Genomic DNA, 20476 nt, shown 5'->3' with positions numbered 1-20476 from the left:
CTGGACGCAGCCCGTCAATCTTGGCAAATTTACTTTGGAGTCACTGATTGGATGCGCGGTGACCAAGGGGGAAAATATCATGACCACTGCGACACTGGGACAACCTGGCCGATTCGAGATCGGCAGGGTATTCAACACTACTTTCGGTGTGATTACACGCAACATCGGGCTTTGCGTTGGCCTCGCACTGCTGTTTTCCGGCCTGCCGACATTGCTCATCAGGATGTGGCAGCAGCCGCAAATCGATGCCATGCTGCAGAGCGATCCGAGCTCGATGGCAGATCCCAACGCGGTGCTGAGCAACTCCTACATCAGCGTGATCGCAGGATTGGTTGCCTTCGTTTTCTCGCTCCTGCTTCAGGCGGCGCTCGTTCGCGCCACCATCGAGGATCTGAACGGCAAGCGACCGTCCTTCAGCGATTGCGTACAGATTGCAATTCGCTTTTTGCTGCCGACGCTCGCAATTGGCCTGCTGGTTGGTATCGGCGCGGGTATCGGCCTGGTGTTGCTGATCGTGCCCGGCATCATCCTGTGGCTGGGCTGGTCGATGGCGGTTCCGGTTCTGATACAGGAGCGGCTCGGCGTGTTCGGCTCGATGTCGCGCAGCCGCGTCCTCACCAAGGGCAATCGCTGGTCGCTGTTCGGCCTGTTCCTTATCCTGATCATCATAGCGATGGTCATCCAGTGGGGGATGCTGGTGGTGCTCGTGCTTTTCGGCGGGATCATCGCCGAGATCGGCTCAGCGTTGGTGCAGACCGTAGTGTCCATGGTGCTGTCGATCGCGACCGCAGTCAGCTATGTCGAATTGCGCCAGGTCAAGGAAGGCACCAGCGTCGACGAACTGGCGAAAATTTTCTCTTAAAAGACGTCACCGGAGAGGACCGCCATGGCGTCGACAGCAGCAATGGTCTGCCTGCACGCTCGTCCGGCACAAGCATGACGACGTTATCGCCACATCCGCCTTGGCAATCGTCATCTCAAGCTTCGCCTGCAACCCCGGCAATTCCCCGGTCTCGCCGCGCCTTATCAGGCATTCGACCAGCCCGTGCAGCGCCCAGACATTGTCGGGATGCTGGGCGCAGCGCTGCACGGCGCCGCTCAAGCCAAGATCGTCGCGATAGACCTGTTCGGCCTCCGCCGCGTGGCCCTGGTCGAGCAGAAGTGCTGCCAGCGCGTGGCGCGGCGGATGCATCCAGGCCCAGGGCTCGGTGTAGGATAGATTGTCGTCGAGCTCGACCGCGCGGCGCAGATGATCGTAGGCCTCGTCATGTCGTCCTTGATGGTAAGCAAGCTCGCCATCGAGCAGCGCGGCGCCGACGGCGAGCGAGGCCCGCGTCGGGTTGCTGAGGAAACGCCGCTCCGGTGGGATGTCTTCGATTTGCCGGCTAAATAGATCGCGCTCACGCTTAGCGTTCGCAAATTCGCGCAGCGTCGCATGCGCCACGCCCTTGGCGTAATGCTGCATGGCCGTGGTCAGAACATAGAGTTCCGGATCGCCGTTCATCGGCTCGTCGATGATCTCGCGCCAGCGGCCGAAGCGCACCTGAACATGCGATTTCATCGCATGATAGCCTTCGACCGTCTGTGTCAGATTCGGCCGGTCGGCGATGCTGACGACGTCGCGCGTCACCAGGCTGCGCACCTTGTCGGCCGCCCACAGCGCCGGCCGGTGCTGGCCGAGGAACATGCAGGTGAACATCATCAGATGCAGGTCGTGGCAGCAGCCGAGCAGGTAGTAGGTCGTCTCGCCGGCATAGGCGAGGTAAAGGTCGTTGGCGCGCACCGCCTTCTCGCTGGCAAGCTTTGCTTTCTCATATTCACCGCAGAGCACATGGATGTGTCCAGGCATATGGTTCATGTGGCCGGCGTCCGGGCACATTGTGCCAAGCCGCTCGGCCGAGCGCATTCCGCGCTCCGGCTGCGTCGACATCTCAAGCAGATGGATGTGCAGATGCAGTGCCGCCGGATGCGGCGCCGCGCCTGCCTCGTCCGACAGACGGATTGAGCGCTCGCAGATCTCCAGCGCCTCGAGCGCATCCGAGTTCGGCGCCGGCTCGCCGGTCTTGAGGTTCCATAGCCGCCTGACCGTGCGCATCATCAGCGCTTCGACGGTCAGCGCCATCACGTCATGGTCGTCGGGGAAGTCACGATAGACCTGACGCATCGCGGCGGCATAGGCATCGTCCCATTTTTCGAATTCCGCTGCGCTCACGCCGTGCGGCTGCTGGAAACGTGCGGCCAGCGCCTCGATCAGCCGCCGCTCGACAGCGCTGGCGCCGGCCGCCTTTGAACGCGCGAGCTGCACATGGTCGAAGCAGCGCCTTGTCGCGCGGTTGGCCTCATCCTTGCCGTGCTCCTTCCAGGTCAGATTGTAGAAAGGCCCGGCGGCATAGGCGATGCCCCAATGCACGAAGGCGCAGCCGGGATCGGTCTCCAGCGCCTTCTCGAAGCACTTTATGCCTTCCTCGTGGTTGAAGCCGTAGCACCAGTTCAGCCCGATATCGAACCAGCGCTGCGTTTCCGCCGAGGCTGTTGAGATGGGACGGCGATAGGTGCCGAGGTCGAAATGGTCCATGCCTGATTGCTTCTCGCATTCCGAGCCGGCGTGAGGCCCCTCTGGCGCAACCTGTGCCGAAAAGCATGAACTTGGCAAACGGCGTTCGGCGGGTGCAATCCCATCTCATCTGTCGAACCGCGAGGGACGAAACGGCTCGAGCAACGGACTGGGCGTGCCGCTGACGATCTCGCCGGCCAGCAATTCGCCCGCGATAAGGCCAAGCGTGGCGCCGCTGTGGCTGAAGACGACGTGATAGCCGGGAATGCCGGTCAACTGGCCGATCACCGGCTCGCCGTCCGCGGGAATTGGCTTCGGCCCCATGTGAAGGCTTTCCAGCGCGAGCGTCGGGTTGCCCTCCAGCACCTTCGAGGCTTCCTCGAGCAGCCCGGCAACCGTGGACGGCTTGGCTTCATAGGTGCCGTCGTCGCGCAGGATGACTTCGTCCTCGGACCAGGCCGAGTCGAGGGCAAAGGCGCCGTTTGGTGTCGGCCGGATGGCGACGCGCGGCGTGTTGAGCACCGCACGCAGCGGATGCCGGACCGGTTTGCTGAAGACGAGCAGCGCGCGCGTCGTGCCGTCGCCGATCCGCCTGCCGACCTTGGCCGCCATGCCGGGGACGGCCGGGCCCGTCGCGACGACAACAGCATCGCAATCGACTGTCTGGCGGGAGGCCGTCTTCACGCCACTGACGCGGCCATTGGCGAGCGTGACGTCGGCGGAGCCGGCGTCGGTGAGAATGCGGCCACCGCGGTCGCGGAATTCGCCGAGCAGCAGGCCGATGAGCGAAGGCAGGTCCACCCAGCCTTCGCCGGCATTGAAGATCGCGCCTTGAGGCGAAACGACCCTTGCGTCGACACCCGTCGTGACCGCGGCGACATCGCCCGGCGCAAGCAGGCGCGTCTGGTAGCCGATCGACTGTTCGTGGCGGAAGATCTCCTCGATCTGGTTAGCGGCATCGTCGGCGTCCCAGGTCAGCCCGCCTTCGAGGCGAAGCCAGGCGCCGCAATCGTGCTTCGCCGCGAATTCGTGGTAGCGCTCAAGGCCTGCCACGCGCAGCTTGTGATAGGCCGCCGAGCGCTTCCGCGCCGAGTTGAGCCAGGCGAGCGAACGCGACGATGCGCCATTGGCGACCGGGCCGTCCGTGACGATGGTCGTTGCCGCGCCAAGCCGGGCGAGATGGACGGCAGTGGAGACGCCGAAGATGCCGCCGCCGATGACGGCGACCTTGAGGGCGGATTTATCGGTCATGGATACAGCTTTCGATGATCAGACTTTAGTTTTGGGAGATGCGCCGAGCTCGGCCGGCGCGGTAAAAATCGTTCACAGCACCTCGGCGAGGAATTGCTTGAGCCGTGGGCTTTTCGGCCTGTCGAAGATTTCCGCCGGCGGTCCGACCTCGACGATGCGGCCCTCGTCCATGAAGGCGACCTGATCGGCCACCTTACGGGCAAAGCCCATCTCGTGGGTGACGACGATCATGGTCATGCCACGGCGGCCGAGATCGGCCATCAGGTTCAGCACGCCCTTGACGAGTTCGGGGTCGAGCGCGCTCGTCACTTCGTCGAACAGGATGACCTCGGGGTCCATCGCCAGCGCGCGGGCGATCGCCACGCGCTGCTGCTGGCCGCCCGAAAGGCGGCTCGGCCGGTAGTCCGCGCGCGCTGCCAGGCCCACCTCAGAGAGGCGCGCCTCGGCAAGGCGCCGAGCCTTGCTGCTTGCCATGCCCTTGATCCTGGTCAGCGCCAGCATGACGTTCTCGATCGCGGTGTGATTGGGGAACAGGTTGAAATGCTGGAAGACCATGCCGACGCGCCGGCGCAGCGTCTCCGGTTTGATCGCCAGGATGCTTTCGCCGTCGAGCAACACGTCGCCGGCCTTGGGCTCGACCAGCCGGTTGAGGCAGCGCAGCAGCGTCGATTTCCCGGAGCCCGACGGACCGATGACGCAGGTGACCGTTCCCGGCTCGACCTTGAGCCGGATCTTTCTCAGCACCTGCAACTCGCCATAGGCCATGTCGAGATCGCGCACCTCGAGGCTGCCGGCCTTGATGGCGGGTCGCGCCGCCTCGCTTGAGGCCTTGCCCGCCGTATCTTTCAACTCGCCGACCTCGACTAGACCGCTGACGACGCCGCCAGGTTTCTGCTTGCCGAGCCGCAGGCGGTTGTCGATGTGGTTGACGACATGGGTCAGTGGCACGGTGATGATGAGGTAGAACATGCCGGCCAGGAGCAGCGGCGACAGGTTGCCGGTCACGACCGCCTGGTCTTGGCCGATGCGGAATATCTCGCGCTCGGAGGCGAGCAGGCCGAGAAAGTAGACAAGGCTGGAATCCTTGACGTTGCCGATGAACTGGTTGACCAGGGCGGGAAGCACGCGGCGCACGCCCTGCGGGATCACGATCAGCCGCATGCCCTGGCCGTAGCTCATGCTGAGCGCGCGGCAGGCTTCCATCTGGCCGCTTTCGACGCTCTGGATGCCGGAGCGAAAGATCTCGCCGATATAGGCGCCGGCGATCAGGCTGAGCGCCACGATCCCGAGCGGGTAGGGCGAGGGCCCGAAAATTTCGCGACCGATGCGGGCGAAGCCTTGTCCGATCAGGAGAATGGTCAGGATCGCCGGCAACCCGCGAAAGATGTCGGTGTAGACGCGTGCCGGGAGCCGCAGCCAGGCGGAGCGCGAGATGCCCATCACGGCAAGGACCATGCCGATAAGGATGCCAAGCACCGTCGAAGCCGCGGCGAGGATCAGGGTGTTCTTCAACCCGACGGCAAGCAGCGCCGGCAGCACCGATGCCATCGCGTCCCAGTCGAAGAAGCTGCGCTGAAGGTTTTCTAACCAGTCCATCCGTCAACCTGCCTGGAGCATGATGCCGAAAAGTGTGACGCGGTTGTCGGACGACATCATGCTTATTTCTTTGATTTAGAGGTGCGGCGGCGCAGTCGCCGGACGCGCAATCTCTCACGGCCTGCGAGAAGGGGCCGCCGGCATTTTGCGCCGGCGGCCCAGCGCGGCTCAGTTCTTCTTGGGGAGATATTGCTCCGGCATCGGCGAGCCGGGGAACCATTTCTGGTAGAGGTCGCGCCAGGTGCCGTCCTGCATGGCTTCATGGATGCCCTTGTCGAGCGCCTCGCGGAAGGCGTCGTTGCCCTTGCGCACGACAAAGCCCGCCGGTGCGTCGAAGGACGGGATGTTGATCGCGATCTTCAGGGCCGGATAGCGCTCGCCATATTGCTTGGCCGCCTCGTAGTCGAGGAAGTGGCCGTCGATGGTGCCGTTGTTGAGCGCGGCGATGGCCGAGTTGTTGTCCGGGAATTTCACCAGGTCGGTGTTCTTGAAGTTCTTGGTGGCGTAGATTTCCTGCAGCGTGCCCTGCACGACGCCGAGGCGCTTGCCGGCTAGGCCCTCGGCGCCGGTGATCTTGGGGTCGGACGTCAGCACCGACAGGTATCCGGCGAGATAGCCGTCGGAGAAATCAACCGTCTGCTTGCGCTTCTCGGTCGTTCCTATCGCCGCGACCGCGACGTCGAAGCGCTGGTTGGCGACCGAGGGCATCAGCGCCGAGAATTCCTGGCCGGTGAAGGTCACCTGGTCCGGCTTGAAGCCCATCCGGCCCACCACGTTCAGGAAGAATTCGAGATCGAAGCCGGTGAACTTGCCGTCGGCCGTGGTGAAGGCATAGGGCTTGGCGTCGCCCATCGTGCCGACGCTGATCGTCTTAGGATCGATGAGATTGTACGGATTGTCCGCCGCCCAGGCTTTGGGCAGCGACAAGGCGGCAAGTGCTACTGCGAAGACGAAGGAGCCGATGCGCTGCCGCCGGCTCGATGTGAAAAGACCTCTGATGCTCATGGTTGTTCTCCACTCTGAAGATCGGTCCGCGCGGGGACGCAGCGAACAATTTCGATACGGCCTGCAATTCGACGCCCCCGGGCGTTCTTTTTCTTATGAGACCGGTCTCAAACGCGAATGAGACCGGTCTCTTGACATTTGTAGACACAGCAACGACGATCCGTCAAACGAATTTGAAAGCGACTTTTCCACAATGAAGCGCCCACCCAAGACTCCATCTGTCACCGTCAGCGACGTCGCTCGCGAGGCGAAGGTCTCGAAGGCGACCGCCGCGCGCGTGCTGGGCGGCTATGGCCGCGTGAGCACGACGGTGCATGCCGCCGTGCTCGAAGCCGCGAAGGCGCTCGACTACCGGCCGAACGAGCTGGCGCGCAGCATGACGACCGGCCGTTCAGGCAGCATCGGCGTCATCGTCGGCGATATCGAGAACCCGTTCTTCTCGCTGGCGGTGCGCGGCATAAGCGATGCGGCGCGTCTTTCGGGCATCAACGTCATCCTGGCCAATTCAGGCGAGGAGCTCGAAGCGGAGAAGAGCGTGATACGCGTTTTGATGGCAAAGCAGGTCGACGGCCTGATCGTGACGCCTGCCCAGTCCGGAGACATCGCCCATCTCAAGGACATCGCCTGCCCGTTGGCCTTGCTCGACCGGGCACTGCCCGGGCTCGATGTCGACACCGTGACGGTCGATGACCGCAATGCCGCGCTGCGCGCCACGCGCATGCTGACGCAAGCCGGGCACCGCAGGATCGCCTATGTCACCGCCGCTGTGCTGTCCGGAGATTTTCGCGGCGCTCGGTCGAGGATCAACACCTCCACCGTGCGCGAGCGCATCCTGGGCTTCCTCGATGCCTGCCGCGAAGCCGGCATCGATGGGGCGGAGCGCAACATCCATTTCGGCAGCGGCCGCTCGGAGAGCGCGCACGCCGCGCTCCTGCAACTGCTTCGGAGCGCCGGCAGGCCGACTGCGATCCTGGCCTCCGACAGTGTCGTGGCGCTCGATCTGTTCAAGGCGATCCGCGAATGCGGCCTCGGCATTCCGCGCGACATATCGCTGATCACCTTCCACGACGCCGACTGGACGAGCGTGACGACGCCGCCCATCACCGTCATCGACCAGCCGGTCTATGCGCTCGGAAAATCCGTGGCGGAGCTGCTGATACGCCGCCTGAAAGGCGATGACCGGCCGCCTGAAAGGATCGTGCTGCCGACGACGATCATCGAGCGGATGTCGGTCGGCGAGACGCCGAAGGCGATAGGGCAGGCGCAATCCTGACCAGATCGAACGCAACATGCGGAAAGGCCGGCGCGGCTCCGCTGAGCCACGCCGGCCGGCTCGGCCCCGGGAGGATCAGGACTCCAGCCAGACCTTCTCGAAATGCTGCTCGAGCGCCTGGTGCTGCTCGCAGCCATGCACGCCCTTGCGGTACGTTCGGTAGACCGAGCGCCAGTAGGGCTGGATGATGACGCCGGAGTCGCGCAAATTCTGCTCGATCTTGGCCATGATCTCCTTGCGCTGGGCGGCGTCGGGCGTTGCCAGCGCCGTGTCGAGAAGCTCGTCGAACTCCTTGTTCGAATAGGCGCTTTCGTTCCAGGCTGCGCCCGATTTGTAGGCGAGTGCCAGCACCTGGACGCCGAGCGGGCGGCCGAGCCATTCGGTGCAGGAATAGGGGAACTTGCTCCAGTCGTTCCAGAAGGTCGCGGCCGGCAGCACGGTGCGCTTGACCTTGAGGCCGGCCTCGCGGATCTGGGCGGCGATGGCGTCGGCGGTGCTCTTCTGCCATTCGATGTCGACCGAGATCAACTCATATTCGTGGTCGGCCTTGCCGGCTTCGGAGAGCAGCTTCTTGGCAGCCTCGACATCGCGCTTGGCCGGGCCGATATCGGCGTATTCGGGGTGCATCGGGCCGACATGGTGGTTGTCGGCGGGCTTGCCCCTGCCGTCGAGTCCGAGCTTCAGCACCGCCGCATTGTCGACGGCAAGCTGGGCGGCGCGGCGGACCTTGACGTCGTCATAGGGGGCGTTGCCGACATTGAAGCGCGCGACGATGGTCGAACCGGTGGCGATCTCGGAGTTTTCGAGTCCCATCTGCTCGGTCTGCGACACGGCGTCCGACGCGGTCTCGTGGTCGGTGTCGATCTCGCCGGACTCGAAGGCCGACAGCATGGCGTTCGGGTCGGAGCCGTAGTCGACCCACTTGATGCCGTCTAGATGGAATTCGCCCTTCCACCACGGCTTGTCCTTGCGCTTCACCTCTGCGCCCGTCTCGGCATCCCAGCTCACCAACTCGCAGGGGCCGGTGGTGATGGCCAGGGCCTTCTTCGGATCGCCGTCGCCCTCATAGGAGCGGTGCATGATCAGCGCCGGATAATCGGCCATGCCGGCGACCAGCGAGATGTCGGGCTTCGGCAGGTTGAGCTTGACGGTGTAGTCGTCGACCTTCTGGATGCCGCCGTCGACCGGCTTCTTGGTGTCGGCATTGACCAGCGCGCCCATGCGGGCCGCGACCGAATTGCCGGCGACCGTGGCGTCGCACCAGCGGTTGAGGTTGTGGATCACGTCGTCGGCGTTGAAGGCGTCGCCGTTCGACCAGATGATGCCCTTGCGCACGTGAAGCGTGATCGTCCTGGCGTCGTCGCTGGTCTCCCAGCTCTCGAGCAGCCAGGGCTCGAAGCTGAAGTCGGTTTTCCAGCGCACAAGATATTCGTTGCAGTGGCGCGCGACATTCGACATCTCGACGCCGTCGAAGGTGCGCGGGTCCTTGAAACCCTTGACGTTCATGGCGACGCGGAGCACGCCGCCCCTTTTCGGCTCTTCGGCGCGGGCAGGCGAGGGTACGAGCCCTCCCAGCGCCAGCGCGCCGGCGGCACTGACGCCGAGGCCCGCCATGAGCGCCAGATATTCGCGCCGGCTGATCGCGCCTTTCCTGAAATCGTCGGCGGTCGGCTTGGCTTGCGGGTGCAGTTTTCTGTCGGTCAGCATGAATTTCATCGTCGTTCCCTCTGTCATTGGTGCGTGTCGCCCGCACGGCGGTTCTTGACGGCAGCGACGCGCACAAAAATCCAACGGGCGCCCCGGCTGCCGTCGGACGCGGGGGCGGGGCGGCCTCCGGGGCGCCGTTGCCTGCGAGGGGATGATAGGGCCGCTTTCCGCAGCGAAATGTCTGGTTTTCCGCAGTTCTTGTGCACTGTTCCGCAGGGCGCGGAAACAGCCGATCTCCCACAAGGGGGAGATTAGCGCTCAATCACCGGCGCCCAGCCTGGCGATATCGCCGATGATTCTCGCAAAAGCCTCCGCCGCGCGCGGCACAGTCGAACGGGCGCGCAGAAAACTGTGCACCAGCCGCGGCTCCTCGCGCCACACTGCGCGGCCGCCGGCGGCGAGGATCTTGTCGCGATAGGCCTCGCCGTCGGACGACAGCGGATCGCATTCCGCCGTGACGATGACGGTCGGCGGCAGGCCGGAGAAATCGCGATCCTTGAGCGGCGAGAAGGTCGGGTCGTCCGGCGACTGTCCCGGCGCTGAGCGGACGCGGCGGTAGAAGTCGATATCGGCGAGTGTAAGCAGCGGCGCTTCGGCATGCTCGGCGTAGGAGCGCCCCGTCTCGCCGCCGCCCAGCCCGGGATAGATCAGCACCTGGCCGACGGCATGGCGGGCATGGTGCCGCGCCGCCTGCGCCACCGCCGCGGCGAGGTTGCCGCCGGCGCTCTCGCCGCACAGCACGATCGGCAGCGCACTGGTGGCCGCGACCCATTCGAATACCGCCAGCGCGTCGTCGAAGGAGGCGGGATGCAGGTGCTCCGGCGCAAGGCGATAGTCAGCCGAGACCACTTCGAAGCCGGTGCCAGCGCAGATCCCGGCGCAGATGTCGTCATGGCTGTCCAGGTCGCCGAGCACGAAGCCGCCGCCGTGGTAGTAAGGACGATCGTCGCCGCCGGTTTGTCTGCCATGCGGTAGCGCCGCACCGGGATCGCTTGCGCCGTCGTGGCGACGAGGCCATCAATGGCGGTCACGCCTTCCGGGCGACCTTGGTGAAATGCGACGCACATCCGGTCGTAGACCGCGCGCTGCTCGGTGATGGGTGCGGCGACGATCTCCGATGGGTACCAGGAATTGACCATGTCGATGTAATCCCAAAGCTCCGGATCGAGCAGGGCGGCATATTTGCCGCGGCTGCCCTGGTCAGCTGGGTCGCCGGCCATCGCCGTCAGAGCTCTGCGTAGAGCCGCGCCGCATTCTCGAAGGTGAAGCGCAGCGGCACCGAGCCTTCGACCTGCCAAACGTTCACCGTGTCCCCGGCCATCAGCCGGCAGGCGTCGAGCGTGTTCGTGACGGCGCCGCCATAGAGCCGGTTGGCGAGGTTGAGGATGCCGGTCTGGTGCATGGCGGCACTCGCACTGCCGCAGGCGTCCTTGACCAGCAGCACGCGAAAACCGCGCGCCACCGCGTCCTTCACCGTGGCGTCTATGCAGGCTTCGGTCCACACGCCGGCAACCACCAGCCATTCGGTGCCGGATGCCTTGAGCTTGTCGGCAAAGTCGTTCTTGCCGAAGGCGCTCGCTTCCTGCTTGACCAGTGTTGCCTCGCCGTCACGCGGCGCCACCTCATGGCAGATCGCCGTCAGAGGGTCGTCCTTGCCGGAGAAGGCCGACTTGCCGCTTTCGTCGACCGGATGGAATGGGCGCGCCTCGGCGAGATCGACGATATAGGCCCAATGGTAGAGCGGCACGAAATTGCGCCGTGCCGCCTCCTGCAGGTGCTGGACATTGGCGAGGATGTCGCCGAACCCTTCGACCAGATAGCGCTTGTCCTTGCGATGCTCCTCCTGGAGATCGATGAACACCGCGGCCACCGTGCCGCGCCGTATCGAGATGGGATTTTTCATGCAGGGATGCCTAGGTTTGCGATCGACGCTGTTCCGTTCGAGCCGCTGCGAACCGTGGTGGCTGGCCGGTGCCTCCCCACCGTCGTCATCCACGGGCGAAGCAGGAGCGAAGCTCCGTCGCGGAGACCCGAGGATCCATGCCGTGACGTTAGCCGAGAAATACAGCGGAGCAAAATTTGCACCGTTGCGGCGCTCATGAGTCTCGGCATGGATCCTAGGGTCTGCGCTACGTCGCTACGCTCCTTGCTGCGCCCTAGGATGACGAAGGCGCGGTTGCCGTGGCCAGTTTCGAAACTCTGTGACATCGCGCCGAACCAAATACTGCGCACCCGATTCAAACCTGCGGCTCCAGAAACTCGTCTTCATAAGGAAACCGCGAAAGCAACTCGGTTCCCGTCTCGGTGATCAGGATTTCGTCCTCCAGCTTGACGCCCTCGCGGCCGCCTTTCTCGCCGATATAGCTTTCCACGCTGACCACCATGCCTGGCACGATGATGCCGTCGCGGCCATAGGTCTCGTAATCCATCGAATGCGCGATGAACGGCGTCTCGCCATGCATGCCGACGCCGTGCATGACCGAGGTGTAGCGTTGGTCGACGAAGCGGTCCGGGATCTTCCAGGCTTTCTCGGCGATCTCGCGGAAAGCCATGCCGGGCTTCACGATTTCGATATTGTGCTGCACCTGGTCATGCGCCATGCGGTAGAGCGACTTCTGATAGGGCGTCGGCTTGCCCGGGCCGCAGCGGAACGTGCGTGAGAAATCGGAATAATAGCCGTAGCAGCCGATCGTGTCGGTATCGAGCGCGACCAGCTCGCCCGGCCTGATCTTGCGGCCGCTGGCCTCGTTGAACCACGGATTGGTGCGCTGTCCCGAGGTCAAGAGCCGCGTCTCAATGAACTCGCCGCCCTGGCGGATCACCTCGTGATACATGATGGCGAAGAGCTCGTTCTCGGAAACGCCGGGCTTGATAGCCTCGCGCACGGCGGCCACCGCGGCTTCAGCGCCCGCCATCGAAGCCTGCAGGCATTTCACCTCCTCCGGCGTCTTCACCGCGCGCACGGCAAGAATCTCGCCTTGGCAGTCCTTTACCTCACAGCCGCGCTTTTCCAGCGCCAGCGCCTGCAGATGGCTGCAGCGGTCGAGCCCGAGCTTCATCGAGCCGCCGCCATGCTTCTTCAGAAGCTCGATGATCTCGTCGGCGAACGGTCCGGCGGTCTCATTGTCGCGGCCGGAGACCGATGACCAGACCAGTTTCGACGGCCGCGCCTCGTCGATCGTGTCGAGCACCATGGAGACATGGTAGCTCTGCGGATATTCGAACAGTACGACCGGCCCTTCGGTCGGGATGAAGAAGTAGCGGGTCGAGTTGCGCAGGAAATAGCCGAACATGTTGCGCGAGCCGGTGGCGTAGCGCTGGTTGTAGGGATCGAACAAAACGACGCCGCCATAGCCCGCCTCGCGCATCCACGCGCGCAGCTTTGTAAGTCGCCCCTTACGGAGTGCGTCTGCGTTGATGAAGGACGGCTCGGTGTCGGAAAGCCACATACCGCCGGCCGGATCGGCCGCGGCCGGATGGCGCATGCGGTCCTTGAAGTCCACATCCTCGGTGCTGTCGGGGTCGAATACGACGATGCTCATGGGGGCCTCCTGTTCTTGGCGAACATAGCCGGGCCGGGTTTTGAGCTTGTGCGGAATCCCGCGATTGTTGTGCCGGATGCCGCAGAGGTGGCGGCGGGAAAACGAGAAACGCCGCGATCCTTCGCGCCCCCCCTCTGTCCTGCCGGACATCTCCCCCACAAGGGGGGAGATTGGCAGCTTCAGCGCCGGCTCTCCCTGTCAACGTTGGAGATTGGCGAAGCCACGCGTGACATCCAATCTCCCCCCAAAGTGGGGGAGATGTCCGGCAGGACAGGGGGGCGCTGTCCCGCCAGCGTCTCATCTAAAGGCGCAGGAACATTAGTGCCTCCTCATCGCCTTCGGCGCATGCCCATGCTCTTCCCGAAAAGCCCTGGCAAAGCTCGACATCGAAGCAAAGCCGCAAGCAAGCGCCACATCCCGCACCATCAGCGTCGAATGCGCCAGAAGGTCTGCCGCCCGCTTCAGCCGCAGCCGCCTGTAATAGCCATTGGGCGAGATATCCAACTCGGCGCGAAAATTGCGCTCGAGCTTGTCGGACGACACGCCCAGCCGTTCCGCCAGCTCAGCCATCCCAAGCCGCTCCTCGACCGCATCCTCCATGATGGCGATGGCCGACAGCACCAGCTCGTTCTGCACGCCGGTGCGCAGGCGCAGCGGCATCAGCTTGCGGTCGACGCTCGACCGCAGCGGAGAGTGCACGAACCATTCGGCGACGCCCGCGGCAAGCTCGGCGCCATAGTCGCGCGTGATGATTTCCAGCATCATGTCGAGGCTGCCGACGCCGCCGGCCGAGGTGAAGCGCTTGCGGTCGATGACGAAGAGATCGCGCCTCAGCTCGATCTCCGGAAACGCCTCGGTGAAGGCGGCCTGGCTGGTCCAGTGCAAGGTTCAGGCATGGCCGTCGAGCAGGCCGGCGCGGGCGAGGAAGAACGCCGCATCGGCCACGGCGCCGATATGCGCGCCGCCGCGCAGGCTCTTGCGGATCCAGCTCATCGCCTCGTCGGCGACGACATGGTCGGCATCGCCGCCGGAACAGACGACGATGCGGTCGACCTTCGGCGCGTCCGCCGCTGAAAAGCCGGGCTGGATCACGACGCCGTTGGAGGCCTCGACTGTGCCCTCATTGGCACCGACGATCATCCAGCGGTAGCAGTCGCGCTTGGCAAGAATGTTGGCGGCGCGCAATGGCTCGATGACGGAGGAAAACGCCATCATCGGAAAGCCGGGGAACACCAGCACCGCGAAGGTGAGGGGCGCCTCGCCTGGCGATGGCTTTGCTTGGCTCATGGCTGGCGGGCGTAGCGCGGCAGCACGATGTCGGCGGTGAGCGGCGCGAGTTCCATGCCGCTTGCCAGCTCCGGGCTCAGCCAGATCATCTCCTCGATCTCGGCCGCCGGGATCGGTTCGCCGGCGATCGACAGTTCGAAGAGCTCGGCCTCGACGCGGGCATCCGGCTCATTGGCGGCGGGCGCCGAGAACGAGCCGAGATGCGAGGCCGTCGCCGGATCGACGACGATGCCCAATTCCTCCCGCAATTCGCGCGCAAGAGCGGCGGCCGGCGCCTCGCCTGGCTCGATCTTGCCGCCGGCCTGCATGAATGTGCTGGTGCCGCGCTTGCGCACCAAGAGCAGCTTGCCGCTGTCATCGCGGATCACGGCGGCGGCGATCCGTATCGTTCTGGCCCTTATTGTCCTAGGATGGCTGGAAGTCACGATAGGCTGTTTCCCGACGGCGGCTTTGGTGGCAGAGAGGGCGGGACTGTAGCGGGCGGGTCAACGCCCTTGCAACGGAGAAACGACCAGGATGTTTGCGGCAACCGCCATCGACACGGGCAACAAGCCGGCCTTCTACAATGAGTTGGCCACGCAATTGAAAGCACTGCTGGAGGGCGAGGGCGACCCGATCGCCAACGCCGCCAACACCTCGGCGCTGATCTACCAGATGGTGCCCGATCTCAACTGGGCGGGCTTCTATTTTCTGCAATCGGACGAAGAGATGGTGCTCGGCCCCTTCCAGGGCAAGCCGGCCTGCGTGCGGATCGCGGTGGGCAAGGGTGTCTGCGGCACGGCGGTCGATCTCGGCATGTCGATGCTGATCAAGGACGTGCACGATTTTCCCGGCCACATCGCCTGCGATGCCGACTCGCGTTCGGAGCTGGTCGTGCTGTTGCGCGACGCCGACGGCGTGTTCGGCGTGCTCGACCTCGACAGCCCGCTGCCTGGCCGCTTCGACAAGGAGGACCAGGCCGGGATCGAGAAGCTGGCCGCGATTTATGTCGCGGCGAGTTCGTTCGAAGACTAGACGAATTTCACCAACGTCAGGCTGAACGCCGCGATAAACAGGAAGGCCGAGAAGGCCAGCATCAGCGGGCGCAGGCCTCGCGAGCGCAGCTGCGAAATGTCGGCTTGAAGGCCCATGGCGGCGAGCCCCATGGTCAGCATGACCTGCGCGGCCAAGGCGATCGCCGAATGGACCTGCGCCGGGATCGCCACCAGGCTGTTCAGCGCCACCATCGCGACGAAGGCGACGACGAACCACGGCATCGGCGGCTTGGCGGCGGAAGCATCGGTGCTGCCTCGGCGCGCCATCAGGCCGAGCGCGATCACCATCGGCGCCAGCATGGCGACGCGCGTCAGCTTGGCGACGGTCGCCGTCTCGCCGGCCTGGGCGCCGTTCTGGAAGCCGGCGCCGATCACCTGCGCCACCTCGTGGATCGAGGCGCCGGCCCACAGGCCGAACGCATGCTGGTCGAGGCCGAACAGGGGCGCCAGCAGCGGGAAGCCGAGCATGGCGATGGTGCCGAACAGGGTGATCGCGGCGACGGCGTAGGTGACGTCTTCGTCGCGCGCGTCGGTGATGATATTGGTCGCCGCGATGGCCGAGGCGCCGCAGATCGAGGTGCCCGCCGCGATCAGTTGCGCCAGCTTGGCGTCGACGCCGATCAGCCGGCCGAGCGTGACGGTGAAGAGGAAGGTAGCGCCAAGCGTCGCCGCAACGATGCCGACGCCGCCAAAGCCGATGCCGGCCACCTGGCCGAGCGTGAGCTGGAAGCCGAGCAGAACAATGGCGAAACGCAACAGCCGGCGCTGCGCAAACGCAATGCCGGCCTTGGCATGGGCGGGCGTGCCGAGCGCGTTGGAGTAGACCATGCCAGCGAAGACGGCGAGGATCATCGGGCTGAACAGCGTAAGGCCGGAGAGATTGCGCGCCGAATAGGCGACGCTGGTGATCATCGTCACGAGCACGATCCCCGGGACGACGCCGGCCCAGATCGGGGCAGGGCTCTCGCTTCCGGCCGCATTCAGGCCGTTTGGAAGATCGTTCGCGGTGGCGGGCAGGAATGACAATGCAATTCTCCAGGCGTGCTCACCGGCGAAATGCCATTCCGAAACCAATCTTTCCAACGAATTATTCGAGTTATAATGATCGATTTTTACGAACGATTTGAACCGCGCGACCGGACAGGATGCGCCAGTCGTGTCGGTGCCGGCCGGCTTGACGGCGTCTTGGTTCCCGGTCCAGCGTCGCGCGCCATGTTCTCTCGGCCCGCCCGATCTGGCGCGCGTAGTCCTGGTTGAGCGGATCACTCCAGATGATGTGCCAGCCGCCGATCCCAGGGTCGAAGACGCGCAAAGTCGTGCCATACATGCGGAGGCGCAGGGCGCTTGGGTCTGATCCAGATGTCCTGTATAGCGCGGCCTTCAAGCACCCAGCCAAAATGGCATTCGCCAGGCCATTTCTGAATGCCGCCGTTATCGAGATGGTGGACCGTGTCATTTCCCAACTTCCGATCAGCCAACCATAAAATCCGTGTCTTCCGCTCGGTCTGCGGGGATTACAGATCAGGAATGTGTCTATTCTATTCCGTACTAAGCCGTGGCTCGATCAGCCCGAGCTGATATCCGGGCAACAAATCGACGCGCCTCATCGTCGATCGCCATGACAGTGCCTGACCGACGCGTGGACGCAAAGTCGAGCCCTGCGAAATAGACTCCGGGAACCGGGGCGATGCCATCTTCGTGGACTGGTTGGCGCTGTGCGTCGAGAACCCCGGGTATATCGATCCAGCTGAAGTCGCCCTGAAAGCCCGTACACCAGACAATCGTTGAAATATTCTGCTCTATGAGGTCGAGCGACAGAATGGGGCGGCCAGGTAGGCGCGGAGCGACCGACTCCGCCTCATCCTCAATGGGCGCAGGTGCATCAAGACCGTTGCGTTTGATAAATTCATCAATACGATTTTTGAATTGAGCGGAAGTCTCGTCACCGAACCGAATGTTTTCGATAAGGTCGTCAGCAAAGATGAGACGACCGTTATCCGCTCCAACAAATCGCCCCACCAGTACAACGCCCTGCGCGCTGAGAGACTGCAGGCTTATCGTGTGCAACGCGCCAAGCATGGGCCGAGCCGCAACGCGGCCTGACGGATCGACAAAATCCTTGCGGGGCACGTCAAACAATCCAGTCTTCACCATCCACACGACAATGTCGTGTCCGCGATAGCGTCTCGGCAGGCGGCCAATATGGCTTGCGGCAAGATAAGTCTCCCTTCCTGCAAGGATCAGATCCTCGGCAATTTGGCAGCCAGATTGTGCGCTGCCGACGACAAGGACGGCCCCGGCGGGAAGGTCGCCGGCATTTCGGTAGTCGGAGGCATCGAGCTGCGCCGGGCCGTTCGTCAGCGTGGAGGCGGAGGTCGGTCGACGTGGGCGGTTCAGGCTGCCGCTGGCGACTACCACGCTTTTTGTCTGCCACGTCTGCTCCGGCGTCACAACGCGAAACAGCCCGTTACTTGACTCCAGTTTTGTGACCGAGACGCCGGTGTGGACCGGAAGCCGGTTACGCCGCGCATAGTCTTCCAGAAGAGCAACGAACTCCGCCTGGGACATAAATCCCTCGGGCTCCGGGCCGTCGTAACGGTCGCCGGGCATCACGCTGTATAGGTTGGGAAGATTGAAGTGGAATGAGTCCCAACGCTGGGTCCGCCACGTTTCACCAATTCGCCCGCGTTCAAGGACGCAATGCTGCATATCGGATTGGGCAAGTATATGACTGACACCGAGGCCCGCCCATCCGGCGCCCACAACCAGGGCATCCATAACGCCCGTTTCGTCCATGATTTCCCCCTTCCTTGTCGCTGAACATTATCACAAGAGCGGGAGCATGTTATGCGGACCAAGCAACGCGCCGTCGAACGCTGCATGATCTTTAGGCTGCGCATCGATTCCGGCGTCGCAGGTGCGTGGAAGCTCCGGTCCTGGTCAGCTGCCCAGATTGGAAGACACCATTCGCTCAGGCGACTCCTCGCACCGCCCACGCAGTTGCTGTGAACGAGACGTCATCGAACGCTTCGGGCTTGTAAATCGGCGTGTTCCCCGCGCCTTACCCGCGCCTTGCTTCGATGATCCCGACCATTGCCCGCGTAAATTCGACCATGCTGTTGGCCGTGATAGCCGCATTGTCGGGCGACTGACCGATATGCTCGGCTGCTCCGCAGCAGGAGCGGCGGATGCGGTCGTAGTGCGGATCTCTCTCATCGTCCGGCAGGCTTGCCAGATTCAAGGCTCGACGGTGAAGCATGCGCAACAGCTGCGCCAGCGCTGTTTCGACACTCATGCGTTTTTCTCCGCATCGGTCGAACGTCTCGGCACATGAAGCGCCGGATCGTCGATCAGGGGCGGTTCTCGTCCCCGATCCGGAAAGGCTGCGCCTCAGCCGTTAATATATCGTTGATTGCTAATATGAGTGATGAACCCTCCTACGAAGTTCACTGGTGTCGTGGGAGGCGGAAATAAATCGTGGCCGAGCGCGGCAAACCAGACCGGATGACGATTTCACCGGCGTTGCCAATATTGCTCTGTTCGTCGGTACTTCGAAATCTAGCAATCGACGGAATGCACCATTAACGGTGCTTGGTAAGGGTTGATTCAACCTTTACTGGTATGTACAAAGTGGCGGCTCCGACTAGGGGTAGGGCGCCTGGGAGCCGGAGCCGCCTGCGCGGCCGATGGGTAGTGTCCGCGCTGTCCCAGAATAGGACAGCGCGGTCTACGATTCGTTAATTCGCTAATATATGATCGCATAGGCGAAGCCAGCCGACACAATCCGGCAAACGTCATATTCTATGCAACTGAATTCACGTGATAATTTTCTGGACGCTGGAATGCCCCTTGCGCGCCCGCACCGTTTTCGGTGACAATTCCAGACCACCCTCGGCCTTGCTATTGATTCACCGTGTCGCGAACCAGTGCCTATGGGCATGAAGGCCCGTATAACTTCGCTACCAGCGCGATCACGACCAAGGGCCATCGCACAGGAACCTCCCTCAAAGCTCATCGCGAGGCAATTAAGTTCCTACCTCGTTCCAGGCAGGCGCTGATGTAATGGCAAACCCGCCGGGCGAGGCCCCCAACAACGACCTTCAAGCCCGGCGAGCTGCCGGCCCCAGGAGAGTACCGGCGACATCTTCGGTGCAAGCTGGATGCCAGCATTCCCGTTCCAAGATGAAACAAGGGAGCATCGTGCCGAGAGCGATGGCGTGCTGACTGCAAAACCCAGCCGGTAATGGCTAATCACCCAGAAAGCACTTTACCGAATATGTTTCGTTGCAGAGTGGCGCTGTAGATCCCGTCGTTCGCAAATCGATCCCAGAGAGCGAAACAGGTTGTGAGTGCGGCCAGAGCCAGAATTGTGCGCACTGCAAACTCCTCCCCACGCGCCTGAAAAACGCCTGATGATACGTCCGTCTCTGTATGTAAGGCTATTGCTAATATAGGAGGTAGCTCAGCGCGATACCTACACCAATGGCAAGACCAAAAGCGGTAGGTTCTAGCAAGCGGACAGTTGAGGTAGGCCTCCCCGAGGAGCTAACCGGCGATCGCCAGCCCAATGCCGATGCCAACGCCAATAGCAATGCCCAGGAAGAGCTTGCTGGCGAGATCTAGGGCATAAGCGCGGGCAGTAGCAGATACATCTATACGGGGCTCTTTGAGGGCCGCCGTGAGGTCATCGAACATCGCTTCCATGGTTGCCACCTGCGATTTCTTCGAGTGGCAAGACTAGATCAGTTCTGGTGAGATGTGAATCCCTCCGATCCATCAAAGTCTAACGATCAGGAAAGCGTGTCGGTAGGCACGTGTGGTAAAGCTAACTGACTGTTCCTGGACGGGCCTGCCCTTTAAGTCGGCTTGTCGACGAGGGTCGTCTTCCTCGAAGGCGGCCTGCAGGCTGTTACCAGTCTCAGCGTATCCACGTTCAGCATAACCGGGACACCCAGGTTTCACCGTGACCCAGTCGCCCTCGACATGGGTGACGTCGCCGACAAGCTCTATCTGCTGGCCTTTTTCTACCTTGGACGTTCGATCGACGATCGAGTGCGGGAAGCCATAGCTTGGTATCGATACGCTGACGCGGTCTTCGGTCACTCGACGCCTCACGGTCGCGGTGACAGCGACCTCATCGCCAATGTTGATGCCCGCGGCCATGCCATGAGTCTGGAGCGGCCGGCGTCTTCGTCAAGCGATAGCTAATGTATGGTATAGCCCGCTG

Annotated in this window: 16 protein-coding genes and 2 pseudogenes; 3 read left to right on the top strand and 15 right to left on the bottom strand. The window is 63.2% G+C overall.

Annotated features, from left to right (window positions below; genetic code table 11):
* Positions 1–79: 79 nt before the first annotated feature.
* Complete coding sequence (locus EN874_RS05125) at positions 80–862, top strand: hypothetical protein (protein WP_127424529.1); 783 nt, start codon at positions 80–82, stop codon at positions 860–862.
* 6 nt (positions 863–868) lie between these two features.
* On the opposite strand, the gene EN874_RS05120 is transcribed toward EN874_RS05125, so the two are convergent.
* The 4 genes from EN874_RS05120 to EN874_RS05105 all read right to left on the bottom strand — a co-directional run bounded on the left by EN874_RS05120 (position 869) and on the right by EN874_RS05105 (position 6406).
* Complete coding sequence (locus tag EN874_RS05120; RefSeq protein ID WP_127424286.1) at positions 869–2575, bottom strand: tetratricopeptide repeat protein; 1707 nt, start codon at positions 2573–2575, stop codon at positions 869–871.
* Positions 2576–2680: 105 nt separating this feature from the next.
* A complete protein-coding gene (locus EN874_RS05115; protein WP_127424285.1) occupies positions 2681–3805 on the bottom strand; it encodes an FAD-binding oxidoreductase in 1125 nt (374 codons plus the stop codon).
* Positions 3806–3877: 72 nt separating this feature from the next.
* A complete protein-coding gene (locus EN874_RS34795; protein WP_127424284.1) occupies positions 3878–5401 on the bottom strand; it encodes an amino acid ABC transporter permease/ATP-binding protein in 1524 nt (507 codons plus the stop codon).
* 168 nt (positions 5402–5569) lie between these two features.
* Positions 5570–6406 (bottom strand): ABC transporter substrate-binding protein, encoded by an 837-nt coding sequence (locus EN874_RS05105; protein WP_127424283.1) that lies wholly within the window; start codon positions 6404–6406, stop codon positions 5570–5572.
* Positions 6407–6599: 193 nt separating this feature from the next.
* On the opposite strand from EN874_RS05105, the gene EN874_RS05100 reads away from it, so the two are divergent.
* The gene (locus EN874_RS05100) at positions 6600–7679 is read left to right on the top strand and encodes a LacI family DNA-binding transcriptional regulator (protein ID WP_127424282.1); all 1080 of its coding nucleotides are present in this window, start codon (positions 6600–6602) and stop codon (positions 7677–7679) included.
* Between the two features lie 75 nt (positions 7680–7754).
* On the opposite strand, the gene EN874_RS05095 is transcribed toward EN874_RS05100, so the two are convergent.
* The 6 genes and pseudogenes from EN874_RS05095 to EN874_RS05065 all read right to left on the bottom strand — a co-directional run bounded on the left by EN874_RS05095 (position 7755) and on the right by EN874_RS05065 (position 14640).
* Positions 7755–9395 carry an ABC transporter substrate-binding protein gene (locus EN874_RS05095; RefSeq protein WP_127424281.1) on the bottom strand — a complete coding sequence of 547 codons (1641 nt, stop codon included), beginning with the start codon at positions 9393–9395 and terminating at the stop codon, positions 7755–7757.
* Between the two features lie 249 nt (positions 9396–9644).
* Positions 9645–10606, bottom strand: a pseudogene (locus EN874_RS05090) (alpha/beta hydrolase).
* 5 nt (positions 10607–10611) lie between these two features.
* Entirely contained in the window at positions 10612–11289 is a 678-nt protein-coding gene (locus EN874_RS05085) for an isochorismatase family protein (protein ID WP_127424528.1), read from the bottom strand.
* Between the two features lie 334 nt (positions 11290–11623).
* Positions 11624–12928 (bottom strand): Xaa-Pro peptidase family protein, encoded by a 1305-nt coding sequence (locus tag EN874_RS05080; protein ID WP_127424280.1) that lies wholly within the window; start codon positions 12926–12928, stop codon positions 11624–11626.
* A 318-nt stretch (positions 12929–13246) separates the two neighbouring features.
* Positions 13247–14215: pseudogene (locus tag EN874_RS05070) on the bottom strand (GlxA family transcriptional regulator).
* The gene (locus EN874_RS05065; RefSeq protein WP_348631713.1) at positions 14212–14640 is read right to left on the bottom strand and encodes an NUDIX domain-containing protein; all 429 of its coding nucleotides are present in this window, start codon (positions 14638–14640) and stop codon (positions 14212–14214) included. Before EN874_RS05065 ends, EN874_RS05070 begins: the two are co-directional and overlap by 4 nt.
* A 91-nt stretch (positions 14641–14731) precedes the next feature.
* Between EN874_RS05065 and EN874_RS05060 the strand changes: the two genes are divergently transcribed.
* A complete protein-coding gene (locus EN874_RS05060; protein WP_127424278.1) occupies positions 14732–15229 on the top strand; it encodes a GAF domain-containing protein in 498 nt (165 codons plus the stop codon).
* Here the strand turns inward: EN874_RS05060 and EN874_RS05055 are convergent.
* From EN874_RS05055 to EN874_RS05035, 5 genes are all read right to left on the bottom strand, one after another.
* Positions 15226–16200, bottom strand: coding sequence for a YeiH family protein (locus tag EN874_RS05055; protein ID WP_168247388.1), 975 nt, complete (start codon positions 16198–16200; stop codon positions 15226–15228). The two genes, EN874_RS05060 and EN874_RS05055, sit on opposite strands and share 4 nt — an antisense overlap.
* A gap of 597 nt (positions 16201–16797) precedes the next feature.
* Positions 16798–18045 (bottom strand): NAD(P)/FAD-dependent oxidoreductase, encoded by a 1248-nt coding sequence (locus EN874_RS05045; RefSeq protein ID WP_127424277.1) that lies wholly within the window; start codon positions 18043–18045, stop codon positions 16798–16800.
* A 265-nt stretch (positions 18046–18310) separates the two neighbouring features.
* Positions 18311–18544: a hypothetical protein gene (locus EN874_RS05040; protein ID WP_126084340.1), complete on the bottom strand. Its 234-nt coding sequence runs from the start codon at positions 18542–18544 to the stop codon at positions 18311–18313.
* A 1250-nt stretch (positions 18545–19794) separates the two neighbouring features.
* Positions 19795–19953, bottom strand: a complete 159-nt coding sequence (locus EN874_RS33595; protein ID WP_168247357.1) for a hypothetical protein — start codon at positions 19951–19953, stop codon at positions 19795–19797.
* 72 nt (positions 19954–20025) lie between these two features.
* Entirely contained in the window at positions 20026–20412 is a 387-nt protein-coding gene (locus EN874_RS05035) for a hypothetical protein (RefSeq protein ID WP_348631712.1), read from the bottom strand.
* Positions 20413–20476 lie beyond the last annotated feature (64 nt).

Source organism: Mesorhizobium sp. M1D.F.Ca.ET.231.01.1.1 (genome assembly GCF_003999155.2).
Lineage (GTDB): Bacteria > Pseudomonadota > Alphaproteobacteria > Rhizobiales > Rhizobiaceae > Mesorhizobium.
This window is presented reverse-complemented; position numbering and strand designations above follow the sequence as displayed.